The organism is bacterium (assembly GCA_040755755.1).
Taxonomy (GTDB): domain Bacteria; phylum SZUA-182; class SZUA-182; order DTGQ01; family DTGQ01; genus DTGQ01.
In genome coordinates, this window is the sequence record JBFLZW010000069.1 from 90601 (window position 1) to 110260 (window position 19660).

Annotated in this window: 17 protein-coding genes, 1 tRNA gene and 1 pseudogene; 8 read left to right on the forward strand and 11 right to left on the reverse strand. The window is 48.4% G+C overall.

Features of this window, described 5'->3' with window-relative positions:
• Window positions 1-93 precede the first annotated feature (93 nt).
• From pilM to AB1611_19510, 6 genes are all read left to right on the forward strand, one after another.
• Window positions 94-1155, forward strand: a complete 1062-nt coding sequence (pilM, locus tag AB1611_19485) for a type IV pilus assembly protein PilM (GenBank protein MEW6381766.1) — start codon at window positions 94-96, stop codon at window positions 1153-1155.
• The gene (locus tag AB1611_19490; GenBank protein ID MEW6381767.1) at window positions 1152-1721 is read left to right on the forward strand and encodes a PilN domain-containing protein; all 570 of its coding nucleotides are present in this window, start codon (window positions 1152-1154) and stop codon (window positions 1719-1721) included. Before pilM ends, AB1611_19490 begins: the two co-directional genes overlap by 4 nt.
• Window positions 1722-1755: 34 nt before the next feature.
• The gene (locus tag AB1611_19495; GenBank protein MEW6381768.1) at window positions 1756-2409 is read left to right on the forward strand and encodes a type 4a pilus biogenesis protein PilO; all 654 of its coding nucleotides are present in this window, start codon (window positions 1756-1758) and stop codon (window positions 2407-2409) included.
• Window positions 2387-2830, forward strand: a complete 444-nt coding sequence (locus AB1611_19500) for a pilus assembly protein PilP (protein MEW6381769.1) — start codon at window positions 2387-2389, stop codon at window positions 2828-2830. Before AB1611_19495 ends, AB1611_19500 begins: the two co-directional genes overlap by 23 nt.
• A gap of 169 nt (window positions 2831-2999) precedes the next feature.
• On the forward strand, window positions 3000-4733 hold the full coding sequence (gene pilQ, locus AB1611_19505) for a type IV pilus secretin PilQ (protein ID MEW6381770.1): 1734 nt from the start codon (window positions 3000-3002) through the stop codon (window positions 4731-4733).
• A 25-nt stretch (window positions 4734-4758) separates the two neighbouring features.
• On the forward strand, window positions 4759-8187 hold the full coding sequence (locus AB1611_19510; GenBank protein ID MEW6381771.1) for an Ig-like domain-containing protein: 3429 nt from the start codon (window positions 4759-4761) through the stop codon (window positions 8185-8187).
• A 785-nt stretch (window positions 8188-8972) separates the two neighbouring features.
• On the opposite strand, the pseudogene AB1611_19515 reads toward AB1611_19510, so the two are convergent.
• Window positions 8973-9203: pseudogene (locus AB1611_19515) on the reverse strand (ATP-binding protein).
• Window positions 9204-9504: 301 nt separating this feature from the next.
• Window positions 9505-9581, reverse strand: a tRNA-Met gene (locus AB1611_19520).
• 353 nt (window positions 9582-9934) lie between these two features.
• Here AB1611_19520 and murA point away from each other — a divergent pair.
• Together murA and AB1611_19530 are read left to right on the forward strand one after the other, a co-directional pair.
• A complete protein-coding gene (murA, locus tag AB1611_19525; protein ID MEW6381772.1) occupies window positions 9935-11245 on the forward strand; it encodes a UDP-N-acetylglucosamine 1-carboxyvinyltransferase in 1311 nt (436 codons plus the stop codon).
• A 57-nt stretch (window positions 11246-11302) separates the two neighbouring features.
• The gene (locus AB1611_19530) at window positions 11303-11917 is read left to right on the forward strand and encodes a hypothetical protein (protein MEW6381773.1); all 615 of its coding nucleotides are present in this window, start codon (window positions 11303-11305) and stop codon (window positions 11915-11917) included.
• A gap of 20 nt (window positions 11918-11937) precedes the next feature.
• Here AB1611_19530 and AB1611_19535 read toward each other — a convergent pair whose 3' ends face one another.
• The 9 genes from AB1611_19535 to AB1611_19575 form a co-directional block, all read right to left on the reverse strand.
• Entirely contained in the window at window positions 11938-13296 is a 1359-nt protein-coding gene (locus tag AB1611_19535; protein MEW6381774.1) for a PFL family protein, read from the reverse strand.
• Between the two features lie 123 nt (window positions 13297-13419).
• Complete coding sequence (locus AB1611_19540; GenBank protein ID MEW6381775.1) at window positions 13420-13689, reverse strand: ACT domain-containing protein; 270 nt, start codon at window positions 13687-13689, stop codon at window positions 13420-13422.
• A 117-nt stretch (window positions 13690-13806) separates the two neighbouring features.
• Window positions 13807-14337: a shikimate kinase gene (locus AB1611_19545; GenBank protein ID MEW6381776.1), complete on the reverse strand. Its 531-nt coding sequence runs from the start codon at window positions 14335-14337 to the stop codon at window positions 13807-13809.
• A 16-nt stretch (window positions 14338-14353) separates the two neighbouring features.
• Window positions 14354-15652, reverse strand: coding sequence for a pitrilysin family protein (locus AB1611_19550; protein MEW6381777.1), 1299 nt, complete (start codon window positions 15650-15652; stop codon window positions 14354-14356).
• Window positions 15653-15683: 31 nt separating this feature from the next.
• Window positions 15684-16046: a phosphoribosyl-AMP cyclohydrolase gene (gene hisI, locus AB1611_19555; protein MEW6381778.1), complete on the reverse strand. Its 363-nt coding sequence runs from the start codon at window positions 16044-16046 to the stop codon at window positions 15684-15686.
• Window positions 16030-17442: a sigma-54 dependent transcriptional regulator gene (locus AB1611_19560; GenBank protein ID MEW6381779.1), complete on the reverse strand. Its 1413-nt coding sequence runs from the start codon at window positions 17440-17442 to the stop codon at window positions 16030-16032. The genes hisI and AB1611_19560 overlap by 17 nt, the downstream gene beginning before the upstream one ends.
• 8 nt (window positions 17443-17450) lie before the next feature.
• Window positions 17451-18170 (reverse strand): rhomboid family intramembrane serine protease, encoded by a 720-nt coding sequence (locus AB1611_19565; protein ID MEW6381780.1) that lies wholly within the window; start codon window positions 18168-18170, stop codon window positions 17451-17453.
• Window positions 18171-18202: 32 nt separating this feature from the next.
• Window positions 18203-18637 (reverse strand): HEPN domain-containing protein, encoded by a 435-nt coding sequence (locus AB1611_19570; protein ID MEW6381781.1) that lies wholly within the window; start codon window positions 18635-18637, stop codon window positions 18203-18205.
• A gap of 170 nt (window positions 18638-18807) precedes the next feature.
• Window positions 18808-19581: an outer membrane protein assembly factor BamD gene (locus AB1611_19575; protein ID MEW6381782.1), complete on the reverse strand. Its 774-nt coding sequence runs from the start codon at window positions 19579-19581 to the stop codon at window positions 18808-18810.
• Window positions 19582-19660: the final 79 nt, after the last annotated feature.

Consider the following 19660-nt stretch of genomic DNA (forward strand, 5'->3'; position numbering starts at 1 on the left):
ATTTTCTCTCCATGTCTCCGACATCGTTTAAACTCATTCAATTAGATATGGTTAATTTCAACCTTTTACCAGGAAAAATAAGGAAGTAGAAAAATGGGGCCTTTCAGGAAAAAGGAATTAATCGGGCTGGACATCGGTACCAATTCCCTTAAGCTGGCCCAACTGAAAAAGAATGCCAAGGGGTATGAGCTGGTCAAGGCGGGGTTAAAACCCTTGCCTCAGGGAGTTATTTCCGAAGATGAGATTCTGGACAAGCAGGTGGTCATCGAGGCCATCAGACAATTGGTCCAGGAGCAAAAGATCTCCATTAAAAATGTTGCCACCTCGGTGTCCGGGCGATCAGTAATTATCAAGAGAATCAAGCTGCCGGCTATGAGTGAAGATGAGCTGATGGAATCCATCCTCTTCGAGGCCGAGCAGTATATCCCCTTCGATATCAATGATGTCAGTCTGGATTTTCAGATCATGCAGAATGCTCTCAAAAAAGATGAAGGGGAGATGGATGTCCTCCTGGTAGCGGTTAAAAAGGAGCGCATCCAGGATATGGTATCGATCATTACCAAGGCCGGCCTTAATCCTTCGGTCATCGATATCGATGTATTTGCTCTGGAAAACCAGTATGAGCTGAATCATGCTCAGGAGTCGGGCAATTATGTAGTTCTGCTCGATATTGGTGCTGATACCATGAATATGAATATCTTATGGGAAGGGGGAACGGTCTTTACCCGTGATGCCTCACTGGGAGGAAATGATTACTCCAAGATTCTGCAAACCAGCCTGGGACTGGACTTCGCTCAGGCCGAAAAGCTGAAGCAGGGAGAAAGTGTCGAGGGGGTTGCAGCGGACCAGGTGGTTCCATTGCGGGAGAGTTTTTATGAGGAAATTTTCTCGGAAATTCAGCGGTCCTTTGATTATTTTCGGGCTACGGCGGACAATATTCCGATAACCAAAATTCTGCTCAGTGGAGGCACATCCAAAGCAGATGGGATCGATCTGGCTCTGGCCCACCGGTTTGAAGTGGAAGTGGAAAAGGTTAACCCTTTTCGGAAAATCCAAATCAATTCGAATCAATTTGACACCAACTGGCTAACCTCCGTGGCTCCCACGATGGCCGTGGTTGTCGGATTAGCCCTCAGAAGGATGGATGACCGTTGATCAGAATCAACTTGCTTCCCCAAAAAAAGAAAGCTCTTGCTGTCGGGCGGGAATTGATGACCGGAGTCATCTTCCTGGTACTGCTGATCGGAGCAGGGACTCTGTGGTATTATCAGTTGAATTTTAAGATCAAGAGTCTCCAAAACCAGATCAGTGAGACGAAACAGAAAATCGAGACATCTCAGGTCGAGATGGAGAAAATCAATAAGCTGAAAGAAGAGAAAAAGGAAGTGGAGAAAAAGCTCAACCTTATTAAGGAGTTGAAATCGAAGCAAAAAGGCCCTGCTCCATTACTGAATCAGCTTTCCCTGATCATCCCGGATGAAACATGGCTCTCCTGCCTGGCCACGAAGGGGCCCCAGCTTACTCTGGAGGGAATGTCACTGACGGCCAATAATGTGGCTGACTTTATGAAGAGCCTTGAGAACACCAGGGTGCTGACCCAGATAGAGCTGGATAAAACCGAGCAGGAATCCATGGCCGATAACAAAAAGGTACAAAGGTTCAAGATCACCTGCAACCTTACTGATTCGAACTCTCAAGATTCGAATTCTCAAGTGAAATAAGCAGATACGTACGTCCGGAGAAGGTGAAAGATCTATGAACATAAAGGCTCTCAACAACAAGCTGGCTTCCCTGCCTCGGGGGAAAAAAATTCTGCTCCTGGTCTCTGTCAGCGTGATGGTCGGTACTTTTTGGTACTATACTCTTCTGGGGCCCAAACAGGCTGAAATCAGCCGGATGAACGATGAACTCGCCAGCCTGAACAAGGCATTGAAAGAGAATCAGGAGGTCTGCAAAAACATCCCGGCCTTTCAGCAGGAGGTAGAAAAAGTCCGGCAGGATTTTCTTCTCGCTCAGATCCAATTACCCACGGAAAAGGAAATCCCCACCCTCCTGAAAAAAATTGCTGACCTGGGAAGTAATGCCGGGCTTGAATTCGCGCTTTTCAAGCCGCAGGCAGAAGTCAAGAAGGAATTCTACCAGCAGCTCCCTATCGATATCAAGGTACGGGGGCCCTACCACAACGTAGCCAATTTCTTTCAGCTCATCAGTGCCCTGGACCGTATTGTCAACATTGAAGAATTTAATATGGGAAACCCTCAATTCACGGGTAATCTTGTCACTCTCGAAACCACGTGTGTCGCTACCACCTATCGGTTCCAGCCGAACGCTTCGCCGGAAGGCAAGCAGCAGCAGGAAGGTGCCTCTTCAGGACAAGGAGAAACAGATGCAGGAACACAGCAAGAATAGAAAACCGCTTATTATTCTTCTCTTTCTCCCGCTGGTTTTCGGAATGTCGCCGGTGGAGATCGACCCGGTGGGGAAAATACGGGATCCTTTCAAATCACCTTTTGCCGTAGAGCTTATGCGGGCTCCGGAACTGCCTTCCTCGCCGCTCCTCAACTATGACCTTCCCGAGCTCAAACTCGTCGGCATTGTCTGGGGGGAACTGGGGAGAGCAGCCGTTGTGGAGGCACCCGATGGAAAATGTTATCTGGTTAAAAGGGGTGAAGAGATTGGCAAAATGAAGGGGAGAGTCATCGAGATCGGTAACGATCACATCAACATTCAGACCATAGTAACGGACTATCTGGGAAGGACAAAGACGGAAGAGACTACAGTCAGACTCTACAAAGAAGGGACCCCTGTTCCTGCTGTCGTCAGCAGATAAAAGTGCGGCAGGATAGAGGAGGGGATGATCTCGTGCAAGCGGATTGGATACGATCGATTATCCATGAGAGAGACCGGAAAATTTCAAAGGTGAAAAACGGCACCTGAGCGACCATACCAATATTCGTCTTGGGTGGAGGGGGACACCCTGTCCCGCAAGGGGGAAGAGAATGGATTCCAGATGGGGATGTAATCGGCTGAAAACCCAAGCCAAAGTAATCCTGATCCTGTTCCTGTGCTGCCAAGGAAGCGCTTGCAGTTTCGGTAACCGCAAAACCGCCAATGCAATACCTCCCAAGCCAGCATCCACTTGGGAAGTCAATAAGACTCAAAATAATTCAAATTCATCACCGGATCGAGCATCGGGAGCTGCTGCAGGGCTGGACTCGACAACCCAGGCGGCAGCCGCCGGTAATTTATCCTCACCCGCTTCCGGCTCCGCAGATCAGTACCTTTCACGAGAGCCGATCCTGGAGCAGGACATCTCAACCGAGCCGGTCCTGGAGCGGGATATCATCCGGTCATCCAGCCGGGCTTCAACCAGAGGCAATTCTTCTCAGCATGATGATGCCAGGTTTCTTTCCGTCAAGTCCGCTCATGACCAAAATCCTTCGAAAGCTGCGGCCTCCCAGCCCGTTCCTCAAAAAGTTTATCACGGCAAGCCTATTTCGCTTGATTTTCAGGATGCGGATATCAGGTCGGTGCTTCGGATCATCGGCGAAGTCAGCAATCACAATCTGGTTGTTGATCCGGACGTCAAGGGAAGGGTTACGGTCACCCTCCAGAATCCGGTTCCGTGGGATCAGGCACTGGATATTATTCTCAAGACCAACCAGTTGGCCATGAGAATGGAAAACAACATCATCCGGATAGAGACTCACAAAACCTACATGGAAGAGGAAGATGCCGTAGTGAAGGCCATTCTGGCCAAGCAGTTGGCCGAGCAGACACAGAAAAACAGCCGGCCGCTGAAGACGGAAATTATCCGGGTCAATTATGCCCAGGCCAGCAAACTCAAAGAGCAGATCAGCCCTATCCTCAGCGATCCCAAGGGATTGCAGGAACCCTCATCCATCATTGTGGATGAGCGGACCAATTCCCTGATCGTTAAGGACCTGCCGGAGAATCTTGCCAAGATCAAGGAAGTCCTGGCCAATCTGGACCGGGAGACCCCGCAGGTCATGATTGAAACCCGGATTGTTGAAACCAGCAAAGCCTATATGAAGGAACTGGGCATCCGGTGGGGTGGAGAATATGGAAAGCAAACCAATTATCGCTTCCCCCGGACCATTGGTATTTCGGGAGGTCTCAACGACAGCTATGCAGTCAACCTCTCCAATAAAAATGATGCCTTTGGAGGCATCGGATTCAATCTGGGACATATCAATAATCTCGTCAAGCTCAACTTCGAGCTTGAATCCATGGAGTCTCAAGGCAAGGGGAGAATCGTTTCCAATCCCCGAATCGCCACCCTGGATAATGAAAAGGCGGAAATCAAAAGCGGGTCTCAGATTCCTTACCCATCCGTGGACAAGGATGGAAATCCCTCCACCAAATTTATCGATGCGGTAATCAAACTGGGAGTCACTCCTCATATTACCCCGAACGAATACATCACCCTGGAGATTGAGGCGGATAAGAGCGAACCGAATTGGGCTCAGACGGTAAATGGCGTCCCGGCAATTACCACCCGGACAGCTACCACCAAGCTGATTGTCAGGGACGGAGACACCACGGTAATCGGAGGGCTCTATCAGCGCACTCAGCAGCAGAGTGAGCGGAAAGTGCCCTGGTTTGGCAATATTCCCGGCATCAGGTGGCTCTTTAGATCACAGGGTGCTGTTGAAAACTACGACGAGTTGCTGATCTTTATTACCCCCCGGATTGTGAAAAAAAACGGTTAGCCCTTATTTGAGGAGAGATGGAAAGATGGCCGAGAATATTCCTGCAAAATCAATCCTGACATTGGTAGCATCGATGGTGCTCGTTATCAATTCCTTCCTCGTAACCTCGTGCAGCAAGACTCCTTCAGACGATGCTCCGGGTAAAAGTGAACAGAATATTACTCCCGGCGGTTCTGCTGATACAACCGGAATGAGTGCTATCAGATTGTCTTCAGAGAATGGCAATACGGTCATTGGTATCAACAGCAACCTGGAGATCAGAGTAGACCTGATGACCAAGAGCGGCCAGCCGGTGAATGGCAAGACGATAATAAACTTTGAACTGAGTGATCCGACACGGGGCAGGATTACCAGCCCGGCCATAATCAGCGAAGGAAGCGGAACGGTTAATTTTATTTCGAAGGATAGCGAAGGGATCGTCACCCTTACCGCCAGCAACGAAAAAGGGGATATCAAGGGAACCCTTGATATTCAGGTTTCCGATGTTCCTCCGCCAGCGACATTGGACATCAGCGCCGACCCTCCCCGGATATCGATCAGGGGAACATCGCACATCATCGCGACTGTATTGGATAAGAATGGCAATTCAGTAAAGGATGGAACACAAGTTAATTTCATGGTCAGCAAAGATGCCTACGGTACAGTAACTGAAAGCGCCTTGACTATCAGCGGGAAAGCATCGGCTACCTTCACGGCTGCTGAAACTTCCGGCGAAGTTGAAATTACCGCCACATCCGGCTCAGCATCAGAGACTACTCAAGTAACCATTGCCAGCGCCGATGTAGGAAGCATAGAGTTTGTATCGGCAGTACCGAATATCGTGGGCTTGAAGGGAGCGGGACAGGTCGAAGTTTCAGCGGTTACTTTTTTGGTTAAAAACAGCCAGGGAACTCCTGTCCAGGATGCCCAGAGCGTATATATTGAATTATTTGGTCCGGGCGGCGGAGAGTACCTTGAAGAGGTCGGTCGGGAAACAATTACCGTCAGCACGGAAAATGGTGCAGCCAGAGTGAATTTTCACAGCGGGGTAATTCCCGGGCCGGTGACACTCAGAGCAACCGTGACCGCCGCGGGAGGAAACAAACTGTCAACCTCTTCGGGAATAATTTCCGTAGGTGGCGGGAAACCTACGGAGAGCCAGTTCTCTCTATCCGCTTCCGTCTTGAATCTTGAAGGTCTGGCGTATGATGGAATCGAATCGAAGATAAACATCAATCTCGCCGACCGATATGGCAATGTCGAGGTTCTGGAGGGAACGACGGTCTCCTTCTATACCGAGAGCGGGGGTATCTCCCGGTCGGTAGCCATGAATAAAACAGGCTCCGGATCGGTTACTTACCGGACTCAGCGCCCCATTCCTCATAAAACTCTTCCTGAACAGTCCGAGATTGACTTTATGGATCAACTCCATTCCCTGTTCAATATTCCAATGAACTATACCGATCCTAACAGCCCGAATCCCCGCGATGGTCTGTGTACGATTATCGCCGTTGTTGACGGGGAGGAAGAGTTCACCGATCGGAATGCGAATGGACAGTATGACCCCAATGAACCATTTATCGATTCATATAGTGATATTTTTATCGACATGGACGACGACAACTCCATTGATGAAGAATTTGAAGACCTGGTAATTGACCAGAACAACAATGCAGTATTTGATGGAGAAAACGGGCGCTGGGATGGAAATAAAAAAATTTATAAAGCCATCAATCTGCTGATTACCGGCGAACCATCAATCCATACCGATATTCATACCCAGCTGAGTTCGGTCCCGAATGGTATCGTTACCAGTAAAAGCTCACTGGTTTTCCATGTATTTATCGGCGATCGTAATTTCAATATCCCGATTGGAGGAACATCCTTTTCCATCTCGACTGATAAGGGTAAATTAAGCGGGACAAAATCCTATATATTTGGAAATACCTGCTCCACTGCCGGAGGGCCAATCTTTTCCTATGTCCTGTCGTATGAAAACGAGAAAGACCCGCCATCGATGGCTGAAGTGACTATGAGCCTGTCCTGGAAGGGACAGACGAAATCATTGAGCTGTGCCGTACCGGTAGGTCCGGCCTCAAGCGGACCGGTGAACATCGTCAGCGACGATGTCGGAAGCATCGAGTTCGTATCGGCAACCCCTGCAGCTATCGGGCTGAAAGGATTAGGACAGGTTGAAATTTCAACGGTTACTTTCCTGGTTAAGAACAATAAGGGAACTTTTATCCAGGATCCCCAGGATGTAAGCTTTGAGCTCTTTGGACCTGGTGGCGGAGAGTATCTTGAGGAAGGAGACCCGAATATTAATCAGGGCAAAACAGCCACAGTCAGCTCAGAAGGGGGTATGGCCAGAGTGAATGTTCACAGCGGTATAATTCCCGGCACCGTGACACTCAAGGCAACCGTAGCAATGGCAGGAGGCACCACCCTGACGGCGTATTCAGGGACAATTTCCATAGGGGGAGGAAAACCTTCGGAAAGCCATTTTTCGCTGTCGGCAGTTAGTCCCCTGACCCCACCCCACCCCTACGTCTCAGGCGGTCCTCTCAATCTCCCGGGACTGGCTTTTGATAATTTCATATCAGAAATATGGGTTCATCTGGCTGACCGCTATGGCAATGTCGAAGTCCTGGAGGGAACGACGGTGTCCTTCTACAGCGAGGCAGGCGGTATCAACCGGTCGGCGGCCCTGGATCAAAGCGGTTCCGGGGTAGTTACCTTTAGAACCCAGGACCCTGTTCCGTATAAGACACTCCCGAAAGAGTATGAAATCACCTTTATGAACCGATTAAATTCTCTGTTCGGTATTCCTATTGACATCACTGATCCTGAGAGTCCAAATCCACGGGATGGCCTGTGCACGATTGTCGCGGTCGTCGATGGGGAAGAGGAGTTTACCGATACCAATGCCAACGGGCAATTTAACCCCACCGAACCCTTTGTCGATACCTATGACGATATTTTTATTGATATGGATGATGATAATATCATTAATACGAATTTTGAAGATTTGTTAATTGACCTGAACGGAGATTCAGCCTTCGATGGAATAAACGGCCGATGGGATGGAAATAAGAAGATTTGTAAAACCATTAAGCTCCTGCTGACCGGTGAACCCTATATCTGGACAAACCTTGAGACCAACCTCTGGCAGATAGGGGGTATAGTTACACCGTCTAACCCGTTGTATTTCGAGGTGTTCATTGGAGACCGCAACTATAACATACCCTGTGGCGGGACCTCCTACAGCATCTCAACTGATAAAGGTATTCTGGCCGGATCAAAATCGTTCGTGTTTTCCGATACAAGCTCCACGGCTGGAGGACCCATCAAGGCGTATAGTTTCTCCTATGCCGATCCCAACAATGTCGCCCCGCCTGATACGGCTACGCTGAACATGAGCTTAAGCTGGCAGGGAATGACAAAATCCGAATCGTACACCATACCCATTGACTGAGCAGAGGGTACAGTAAATACGCAGTCAGCATTGAGCGGGGCGGCCCCCAAAGGGCCGCCCCGCGAATAGGCGGGGTTGCGTTCTGTGGACACTGATGGCTTGCAATTTGTTTGTCCATCTATAGAGTATAGAGTAAAATAGCGGTAATTTTATTTCCAAATTATTTTTCGTAACTACTCAGGTACAAAGGGGCAAAGGCAGAAAGTTACCTTTGCCTATTTGTGTCTATTTGCTGTTTAACTTCCCAGCTAAATTGCCCAGCATGCATTGTATCTTCATTTCCCCTTGCTGCCTTTGTCTCTCTATATGCCTTTGTGCCTGAGTAATTACTATTTTTCTATCTTTCGATAGAGATTAACGGCTCAACCATATTCATTGTCATTGTGCTCAATGGCTTGATAACTAATTGATTGTATGGTAAAAATTTATTATTTCCTATTTCTATGAATTTTACCGTGGAAACGCCACTTTTGATAAAAATTATACTTTACTCAATAACATTTCCATCTTTGGGGGTGGCCAATAAGTAACTGGCCATGAATGTTTAGTTCCATATTTGGGGGGAAATGATAGATCATGATTCAACTTATAAATAAGATACCTGGGCTTAAAGAATTTGGTGTTAAGCGCGTTGAAGTCCTCAAAGATGAAATTGACTAGAAATGGCAACCGAAAATTGACCCAGTGTGGTAACGTAAAATTGACCCACCCTGGGGTTGGCCATAGGCGATGGGTGGGGGGCGTAGGGAGTCCGTAGGACGACCGGAGCCCCCCACCCATCGATGCCTGTGTCTTAAGGTTTCTTTAAATCTGTAACTCTCCCAACTGCACGTAATAATATGGGCCTTATGAGTGAGGCGGTCCAAGAGGGCTGTGGTCAGAATTGGATCACCAAAAACCTGGGTCCAGTCAGAAAACCCCAGATTGGTAGTGATAATGACTGATCCTCTCTCATGCCGCTCCGCGAGAACCTGGAACAACAACTCAGCTCCCTGCCTGGAGAAGGGAATATAGCCCGAATGGCACTTACATAAGAATTAGTAATTCTCCCGCAGAGACGCTGAGACGCAGAGGATATCATTGAAAAGTAAAAGTAAAACAAGTTCCTCCTTGTGCCTTTTTACTTTTTGCTTGCTTCCAGGCCGTTGACACATCGATATATCCCGACTTTCATCAGGACCTTGCCGGATTGGTTGTTCTCTGCGTCTCTGATGTTAGACCATCTATCCCCCCATTTTTTACCCTCAAAAACCTTCTGGGGCTAGTGTTTTTAGAGGTTTTCGATGATCTAATGTATTGAAATCTTGAAGAAAGGAGTGGTGGCGGTGCAGGGATTTGAACCCCGGACACTGCGGATATGAGCCGCATGCTCTGACCAACTGAGCTACACCGCCTGCCGATGTTCTACAGCATCCTTGTGTTCAGAATGCAGTAGCTTCCTTGGAAGGAACTTCTCTCCTGCTTCTTTGAATTAGCGCTGAAAATGCAAAAACATCTTAATAATACAGAGATTTCGATTTCTTGTCAAGTAAATTGCCTCAGGGTCAGGTAAATTGTCCAAAAATATTCCCCTGTCCGGAGAGAGTCGGCAATCCGGCAAAAAACTTTACCCGCTGATCAACTGTTGATTTTTGCTGGTTGAAGCGATATTATGAGAACTTTCGATACATCAAACATCGTATGCTCATAATCAATTTAGCTTTTTTCCCCTCTGATCTCTCAGTTGATCTCAGGGAGAGGGTAAAAAATGACGAAGTATTATAAAATTCGGGGTGCCAGGCCGCTTTCTGGCAGCATAAGAGTAGGTGGAGCCAAAAATACTTTACCCAAGAGCATTGTTGCCTCCCTGCTGACCGATGAGCCATGTGTACTTTCTAATGTATCAAACATCGGAGATGTGACCGTAACCCTGGACATGTGCAGATCCATCGGTACTGAATTTGAATGGCTAAATCATTCAACAATCAGAATCTCGACTCCACGGGTTACTTCTCCCGCCATCAATTCAGGATTTTCCGGCATCAACCGGATTCCCATCCTCATGCTGGGTCCCCTGCTCCATCGGGTTGGCATAGCTGAGATTCCTCTTCTTGGCGGCTGCAAGATAGGTCCTCGCCCGATTGACTTTCATATTGATGCCTTACGGGCCCTCGGTGCTCAGGTTGACCTGGTTGAGGGAGTATACCGGGCTGAAGCCTCCAAACTGCACGGTACTACCATTTCGCTTCCCTATCCGAGTGTCGGAGCAACAGAAACAATCCTCCTGTCAGCGAGCCTGGCTGAGGGCACTACAGTAATCAGGAATGCAGCCATAGAGCCGGAGGTAATTGACCTGATAGCGGTTTTGCAGAAAATGGGAGCGATCATAGCCGTAGATGTAGACCGAACCATCATTATTGATGGAGTAAAACGGCTGCGCAGTTTCAAACACCATGCCCTGACCGACAGGATAGAGGTAGCTTCCTGGGCCTGTGCGGCTATTGCCACCGGGGGTGATGTAGTCGTGGAGAACTCGGACCAGCTTGGGATGATGGCCTTTCTCAATATCATCCGCAAGATTGGAGCTGAATATGAGGTTCTGGAAAACGGCATTCGTTTCTTTTCCGGGGGAAACCGTCTGCATCCTACCTTTCTTGAGACCGATGTCCACCCGGGATTTATGACCGATTGGCAGCAGCCTTTCGTTATCCTGATGACTCAGGCGGAAGGGTTATCGGTTTTACATGAGACCGTGTATGAGAACCGGTTCGGCTACACCAATGAATTGAGGCGGATGGGGGCAGAAATCCAGGTTTATCAGCAATGTCTGGGAGGAAAGCCCTGCCGGTTCTTGCACCGCAATTATCCTCACAGTTGTGTGATTAAAGGCCGGACACCTTTACAGGGAATAGAAATGACCATTCCTGATCTGCGGGCAGGATTTTCTTATATCATTGCAGCTCTGGTCGCTTCCGGAGAATCGGTCATTAAGGGTGTAAACTACATCGAACGGGGATATGATTCCATCCCTGAAAAGGCCAGGTCCCTGGGTGCTGATTTTGAAGTAGTCGAGGACTGATAGCTTTTTCACTTTTAGAAGAAATCATCTGCAGTGCTTTTCATGGGAACAAAAGCGATGGATAATACATTTTTGTATAAAGAGTACGAATTGAGCTTTGAGCAGTTGCGTTTCTATGATAACCGTCAGATGGACCTCCTCAAGTATCTGTTTACCCTCACCTCATCAGTCGCCACAGCCCAATTTGCAATTTACGAGTTCCTGAAGTCCCCTACAAAAGGGTTTTTCCTGTGCCAGACATTTCTCTCTTCAGTGGTCTTCATTGCTTCCATGTTGCTGTACCTGTCAATGATCCAAAACAGGCTCTATTTTGTTTTTACCGCACGGCAACTGAATGCGCTTCGAAAGTTTTTTCTGGAAACCGAAGCAACAGATTTCAAAAGCAATGAGCTCTACACTTCGGTTGACTTTCCTGCAATCAGCCCATCCAGCGTACATACATTTCAACTGCTTGGCGCATCCTTCCTGTCAGCCCTTTTCGGTGCGATTTCCGTATATTCCCTCTCCCAGGCACTGCAGCAGTATCCCTGCTGGTGGTTAATTGCCGGATCGTTTGTACTCATATCCGGAGCAGAGATTGCCAGTGGCGTCACCTATCTTGTTTGCGTCGGCAGCAAACCAGCCGATATCGCTGTTCATGGTAGTATGATCCGTCCGCAAGGCTCCGGATGATTGCTTCCCCCGGAAAAATATTAATTTTTCAGGCTGCTTATCGGTGCCGGGATCCTGCCCCCTCGCCTGATAAATTCGCTGCTTGAAAATTTATTGAGCTCCATAACAGGTGCCTTTCCCAATAAGCCTCCAAATTCCGCAACTTCTCCAACCCCTTTCCCCCAGACAGGGATAATCCGAACCGCCGTGGTTTTATTGTTTATGACCCCGATGGCCGCTTCATCAGCAATAATTGCCGAGATAGTTTCAGCGCTGGTATCCCCGGGAATGGCAATCATATCAAGCCCAACCGAGCAGACACAGGTCATTGCCTCGAGTTTTTCCATGCAGAGCGAACCTTTGAAAACCGCATCGATCATCCCTTCATCCTCACTGACCGGGATAAAAGCCCCGCTTAATCCCCCCACATGAGATGAAGCCATAGTGCCGCCTTTTTTGACCGCATCATTCAAAAGTGCCAGAGCGGCAGTCGATCCTGGAGCCCCAAAGCTTTCAAGCCCCATCTCCTCGAGTATCCTGGCAACGCTGTCACCGATGGCCGGTGTTGGAGCAAGTGAAACATCGACAATGCCGAAAGGCACATGGAGTCTTTTTGATGCTTCCATGGCCACCAGTTGTCCAAGCCTGGTTATTTTAAAAGCGGTTCTTTTTATCGTCTCGGCTACGGTATCGAAGTTTGCACCTTTTACCTTTTCAAGCGCAGATTTAACTGCACCAGGGCCGCTTATTCCAATATTTATCGAACATTCGGGTTCTCCAAGTCCGTGGAATGCACCGGCCATAAAAGGATTGTCTTCCACCGCATTGGTGAATACCACAAGCTTGGCGCATCCAATGCTGTCTTTATCCCGGGTGAGGTAGGCGGTCTCTTTGATAATCTCACCCATGTGTCTGACCGAATCCATATTGATACCGGATTTTGTAGTAGCCAGATTTACGGATGAGCAGACCCTTTCAGTAGCCGCAAGGGCCTCCGGTATCGAGGCAATAAGCTTTATGTCGCCCTTGGTACATCCTTTATGTACCAGGGCGGTAAACCCGCCGATAAAATTTACCCCAACGGTTTGTGCAGCCTGATCAATAACCTGAGCGAAGGCCACATAATTCTCATCATCCGATGGCTCGGCAACTATGGAAATCGGTGTGACGGCAATCCTCTTATTAATTATCGGAATGCCATACTCAAGGGATATATCGTTGCTGACGCGAACAAGATTCTTTGCGCAATAGGTAATCTTATCGTAGATCTTCCTCCTGGCAACAGCTCCATCAGAATCAGCACAATCCTTGAGAGATATACCCATGGTGATGGTTCTGATATCAAGCTTCTCCGATTCAATCATCCGAATTGTTTCTACTATTTCACTTTGATTTATCATTTTTGCACCTGAATCCGCTTTCTTACTCCCTCGCCCTCTGAAGGGGAGAGGGAAAGGAGTGAGGGGTTTTATTAGTGAGGAGTTCTTATAGTAACGCGGGAAGGAAGAATTGTATGAAACATTCTATATTTGGTGCATAGCCTTAAACACCTCTTCCCGCTGTATCTTGATCTGTAATCCTATTGTTTTTCCTTTTTCTTCCAATATGCTATGGAGCTCGGAAAAAGAGATTTTCATATTTGAAAGATCAACCAGCATAATCATGGTGAAGTAATCCTGAAGTATTGTCTGGCTGATATCCAGGATATTTACCATATTGTCCGCCAGAACTGTGCTTACCTGGGCAATAATTCCTGTTTTGTCCTTACCTATTACGGTAACAATTGCTTTCATGCCGTGTTCTCCCTGTCATTTAATTATCCTTTTGGATGGATTTTGGGGGCCGTAGCGCTAGATGAGCCGCAGTGGGTGATCATTGGCCGCGGACTTATTATATCGAGTGACTAGAGCTTAACTCAATTCGTAACGATTCTTTATCCGGGAGAGGATTACCTTGATAACATCTTCATGCCCCATCTCTGTACAGTCAATCGTACTGTCTGCATATTGCTGATAGAGCGGCATTCTCTCATTATAGAGTTCGATGAGTGTCTGGGTAGATTTTTTGACAACACCACGCGTTAAAATATTGGTCAGCCTTTTTTCCAAAAGGTGAACAGGCAGATGAAGGTGTAAGACCATCCCCTGTGACTTGAGATGTGCCATTGCAAGGGCACTATAGACAACACTTCCACCTGTGGCAATGACAGATCCCCTTTTGGTTATAGAGATTATATACCGCTCTTCAAGCTCACAAAATTTTTCCAAACCTTCTCTGTCAATAATCTCTTGAAGGGTTCTTCCTTCTTCTACCTGGATGTAGACATCCGTGTCGAGAAAATCTCGCGACAGTACCTTTGCCAGAATAACACCGATTGTGCTTTTACCAACTCCCGGCATCCCGATGAGAACTATATTGTGATCTTTTTGGAAGTTGACCATGTATTTCTCCCTCCCCTCACGGCGAAAATTCCCTCGCCAGGGCGTTGACCCGCATTTCTTCCTCTTGCGCATACTGGCCGACAACGACGATATTCAGCCCTGAATTGACAAAGTATTCCCGGCATACCCGCCGTATCTGCTCCCGCGTTACCTGTTCAATCTTTTTCCGCTCCGATTCCAGAGACTCACCCTGGCGGTAGAGCTCGTTCCAGCCGAACCGGTCCGCCATCTTGGCCACATTGTCCAGCGAAAAGTCAAATTCAAGGATATAACGGCGCTTGGCCCGCAAAAATTCTTCCTGGGAAACCATTGTGGTGGCAGTTTTGCGGACCTCGCGGAGTACCTCCTGCACGACCCGGGAAATTTTTTCCGGAGCTACGGAAAAATCGATATCAAAGGTGCCCGTGTCATGAAAGGAGGAAACACCGGCGGAAATATCGTAGACCAGCCCCTGCCGCTCACGGATGTTCCACTGGAGGCGGGAGGAATTGCCGTAGTCCATGATTCTCTGGAGAAGCAGTATGGCGTAGTAATCCGGCGAGTTATACGATACGGCCCGAAAGCATACCTGAACATTGGCCTGGCTGCCGGAATTATTCTTGAACAGAACCTGGGCAGCTTTCTGACAGGACGGTTGAGGGGGAATCTGGACTTCCCGTCCTTTCGGAAGCTCGGAAAAATGCTTACCGGCACAGGTTAGAACCTGCTCGTGTTTGATTTTTCCGGCAACACAAAGGACCATGTTCGAGGCTGTATAATGGGTTTCAAAATATGTCCGGACTTCCTCTTCGGTAAAGCCGAGAACATTCTCTTTGGTGCCAAGGGTCGGGAACCCCAGACTGCCTTCCGGCCAGAGCAGCCTGGAGGAGAGGTTATCGATGTCGATATCCTCTCCCTTTTCATTGGTTTCATTCAGGATTTCTTCCAGGATGATTTGCTTTTCCGTCTCCATGTCGGCAAACCTGGGGGAGATAAACAGCTCGGAAAACAGCGCCATGCCCCTGGCGAAATAGCGGGGATGCAGGCTCAGCCAGTAGCAGGTGTCTTCAACCCCGGTTACGGCGTTGATATCTCCGCCCAGAGATTCAAAGCGCTTGTGCAACTGGTAGGAACTGGGCATATTCCTGGTGCCCCGAAACAGCATATGTTCGAGGAAGTGAGAGATACCGTTATTGCCTGCAGTTTCAAACCGTGTGCCTGCTCTGACATACAGACTGATTTCCACGGAATGAAGGTGGGGCATCTCCACGGTAATAACCCGAAGGCCGTTATTCAATACTGACTTGGTGCAGGTAAGCGAGAGGTTTTCCTTCAAAGAGATTGACCTTCAACACCCGAGCGGTGAGCTACAATTTTTGCGAAACAATCCTGGGCTCCCGATCGTCTCCCTGATACTGGCGGTAAAAGCAGGTCCGGTATCCGGTGTGGCAGGCCGGACCGTTCTGTCTGACTTTTATCAGCAGGGTATCCGCATCACAATCATACAGGATTTCCTGAACTTCCTGAATATGTCCGGAGGTTTCTCCCTTTTTCCACAGACAATTCCTCGACCGGCTCCAAAAGTGAGTAATGCCGGTTTCAATCGTCAACTGTAGCGATTCGGCATTCATATAGGCAAGCATCAGGATTTCCTTGTCGTTGACATCCTGAATAATTGCCGGAATCAGTCCATCCGGGCCAAACTTTAACTCCTTAACTAAATTCGTCATACCTTTTCCTCTGGCTATCTAAGTAATCATTCTTACTGTCCGGCTTACTGTCCGGATATTCATTTTTGGGCTCAAGCCCATACATTTTCAACTTCTGGTACAGGAGACTGCGATCGATTTTCAGGATCTTGGCACTTTTGGAGATATTACCCCGATTTGCCTGCAGGGTCTGGGTGATTAAATATTTTTCAAATTCCTGCTTGGCTTCCCGTAAAGAGGGTTGATTTTTCTCCCTGAGAGAGATCGGAATATCAAGAGCTGTAATGATGTTGCCAGGGACCATGATCACCAGTCTCTCGATCAGGTTTTTTAATTCTCTTACATTGCCGGGCCAATCGTAGCGGCATAAAAGATCCATGGCTTCGGCGGTGACTTTTTTCAACTTGCGCCCGTTTTCAGCACAAAATTCCTTTAAAAAGTGATCGACCAGATGCGGGATATCCTCTTTTCGCTCCTTCAGGCTCGGAACCTTGATGGGGATAACACTCAGCCGGTAATACAGGTCCTCCCGGAAATTTCCCTGCTCGATTTCATCTTTTAAGTTTTTATTCGAGGCAGCAATGACGCGCACGTCAACTTTAATCGGCTCCCCCCCCCCGACGCGCTGCACTGCTTCCTCCTCCAGAACCCGCAGCAGCTTGGCCTGGGTTTTGAGGCTCATATCGCCTACTTCATCCAGAAACAGTGTCCCGCTGTCGGCCAATTCGAATTTCCCCTGCCTGCGGGCTGTTGCTCCGGTAAAAGCTCCCTTTTCGTGCCCGAACAGCTCGCTCTCGATAAGGTCTTCAGGGATGGCCGCACAGTTCACCCCGATAAACGGATTATCCCTTCTCCTGCTTTTTTCGTGGATTTCCCGGGCAATTAATTCTTTTCCCGTGCCGTTTTCCCCATAGATTAAAACCCGGCCATTCGTCGGGGCAGCGATTTGGACCTGCTTTCTCAATTCATTCAGCGCCCTGCTCTGGCCGATAATTTCATATTTTTTGTTGATCCGCATTCGTAAGTTTTTATTTTCCGCTTCCAGCCGCCGCTGGTCCAGTGCATGTTTCACGATCAATACGGTTTTTTCCAGGGAAAGCGGCTTTTCGATAAAGTCGAAGGCCCCCATTTTAATGGCCCTGACTGCCGTTTCAATCGTGCCATGACCTGAAATCATGATCACCGGAATATCCGGATTTGTCTCCCGTACCCGGTGTAAAAGCTCCATGCCGTCGATTTTGGGCATCCAGATATCGGACAGGATCAGGTCAGGGGGAGAATCACTCTGGATTTTTGCAAGACCTGCCTCACCATCTTCAGCCAGAGAGACTTCATATCCCTCGTCGGTCAGGATACCGGCCAGTGAGGAGCGGATGCGGCCTTCATCATCGATAACCAGAATATGGGCACAGGGCATGCGATGCATCACCACCTTATTTCATCCCGGCCGAAATATTTTCGTATTCCGAGCCTCCGGCGGCGTTTCCTGAACAGAAAGATAAGCGCCATTCCCATGATAAAGCCGCCGATATGGGCAAACCAGGCAACCCCACCGGATATCGAATGGGAGGTCAGGCTGAAGGCTCCGCTGAGGAACTGAACAACGATCCAGAAAGTCAGCAGGAGGCTGGCGGGAAGCCGGACTGTTTCAATCAGGAATCCGAAAAAAACCAGGGTCATCACTCTTGCCTGGGGATACAGCAGCAGATAAGCCCCTAAAACGCCGGATATGGCTCCGCTGGCCCCGATCATGGGGATGGTTGAACTCGGGGAAACCATGACCTGGGTGATTGCCGCCGCAGTTCCGCACAGAAGATAAAAGACGGCAAACCGGACATGCCCCATCGCGTCTTCCACATTATCGCCAAAAATCCACAGATACAGCATATTTCCCAGAAGATGAGCCAGCCCTCCGTGGAGAAACATGGATGTCACAATCGTAAAGGGCAAGGGAACAGGAGCCAATGGAGGGAGGTCCGTAAAATGACTCAGCTCATAAGGGATGATGCCAAGGATTTTGATAAGCCGATCGCCGTATGCTCCCAGAAGAAGCTGATAAACAAAAACCACGCAGTTCAAACCGATAATGGTCACGGTAACTACCGGAAAGCTATCGCTTGGAATATCATCCTTCAGGGGAATCAACCGGCTTGCTCCTTGCTACTTATACTGCCACGTTATTCGCCGCCTCTCATTTCTTTTTCCAAAAATGCCTTCAAGGTATTATAGATAAATTCCCCCTGCTTCAGTGCATCGCCTGCTTCATCCGGCCCGTACACCTTGGATGGAACCCACAAGGGAAGGTCCCCGCGCTGGTAGAGTGGAAATCTGGTTCTGGCTCCGTGCTTTTCCAAAATCAAAGCTGCTTTTTGGATTTCATCGATATTATCGATTTCATTCCTGAATACAGCTACAAACAGCGTTGAAGTTTTGTGATCACGGGTAAAAATTTCGCGGAGGGCTAAACAGGCCTTGGTTATTTTCTCCACACACTCCTGGGAAAAATGAATTGTACGGCTGTAGAGCCCGTTGATGTTGGTCAGCCGTGCAGTTTCAATATCTACGGTGCTTTCAGTCAAATATGCCTCGGCTATATCCTTTGGATCGTGCACGTATTCTCTCCTTTCTTCTTATACCCCACACACAATAACTGTGTCTTACATGGCCTCAAAAGCTCATTACCAGCCCTCTATCCTGCTTCTGCAATATACAAAATAAAATAAAAAAAGTCAACGGTTTAGGTGATATTCCAGCCCTTTTGGCCGGAAAAAGTCCAATTTCCTCACTTGATCTTTTTTCTGTCGTTCTGTTCCCTGAGTAACCTTTGCGTAAACGGGGAATCGGGGTACTGACCTGTCAGTGTCTTTTCAGCTTCCTTTTCCAGCTCTCTCTTGCCGCTCTTTTCAGCGGCCCTGGCCAGATAGTAGAATACCTCATCCTTGCGGCTGAACTGAGGATAACTATTCAGAACTTCCTGGAGCCGGGCAATAGCCACCTCATACGACTTGCTCTTAAGGTAAAATCTGGCTATGTACAGCTCGTTACCTCCGAGACGGTCTTTGCAGATTCGATATTTCTCTCTGGCTTCAGCGACCAACGGACTTTTCGGATATTGGGCTAAAAATGTTTCAAAAGCCGAGCAGGCTTTCTGCGTCTCTTCCTGGTCCCGGTCCTCCGGCAGCATTTGCAGAAAGTGACACATCCCGATCCGATACTGAGCCCAGTCCGAAAGTTTTCCCAGGGGGTAAAACTCAAGGATTTTCTGGTATTCCAGGACAGCCTCATCGTAAGCACCTTCTTCATAATAGGTATTGGCGATCCCCACTCTGGCCAGCGAAAGATACCGGCTTTCAGGGTAGAGGACTTCTATGTCCTGGAAATCTTGCCGGGCTTCCAGGTACTTTTTCTTTTCAAAGAGATTCATTCCCCCCTGATACAGCTCGAAATCCGAACGCACCCGCTCCTGCTTGGTGCATCCCCAATAGCCCGCACAGCACAAAACCAGTGCCACGAGGATCAGCCATTTCCTGAAGGCAGTTGCAAACTTATTCATCATCTATCTTCCATCTTCTCTTTCCGCATTCGGACAAAAAAGAGGGAATGACCGTTCGATGAGCCAATCCCTCTTTGATGAT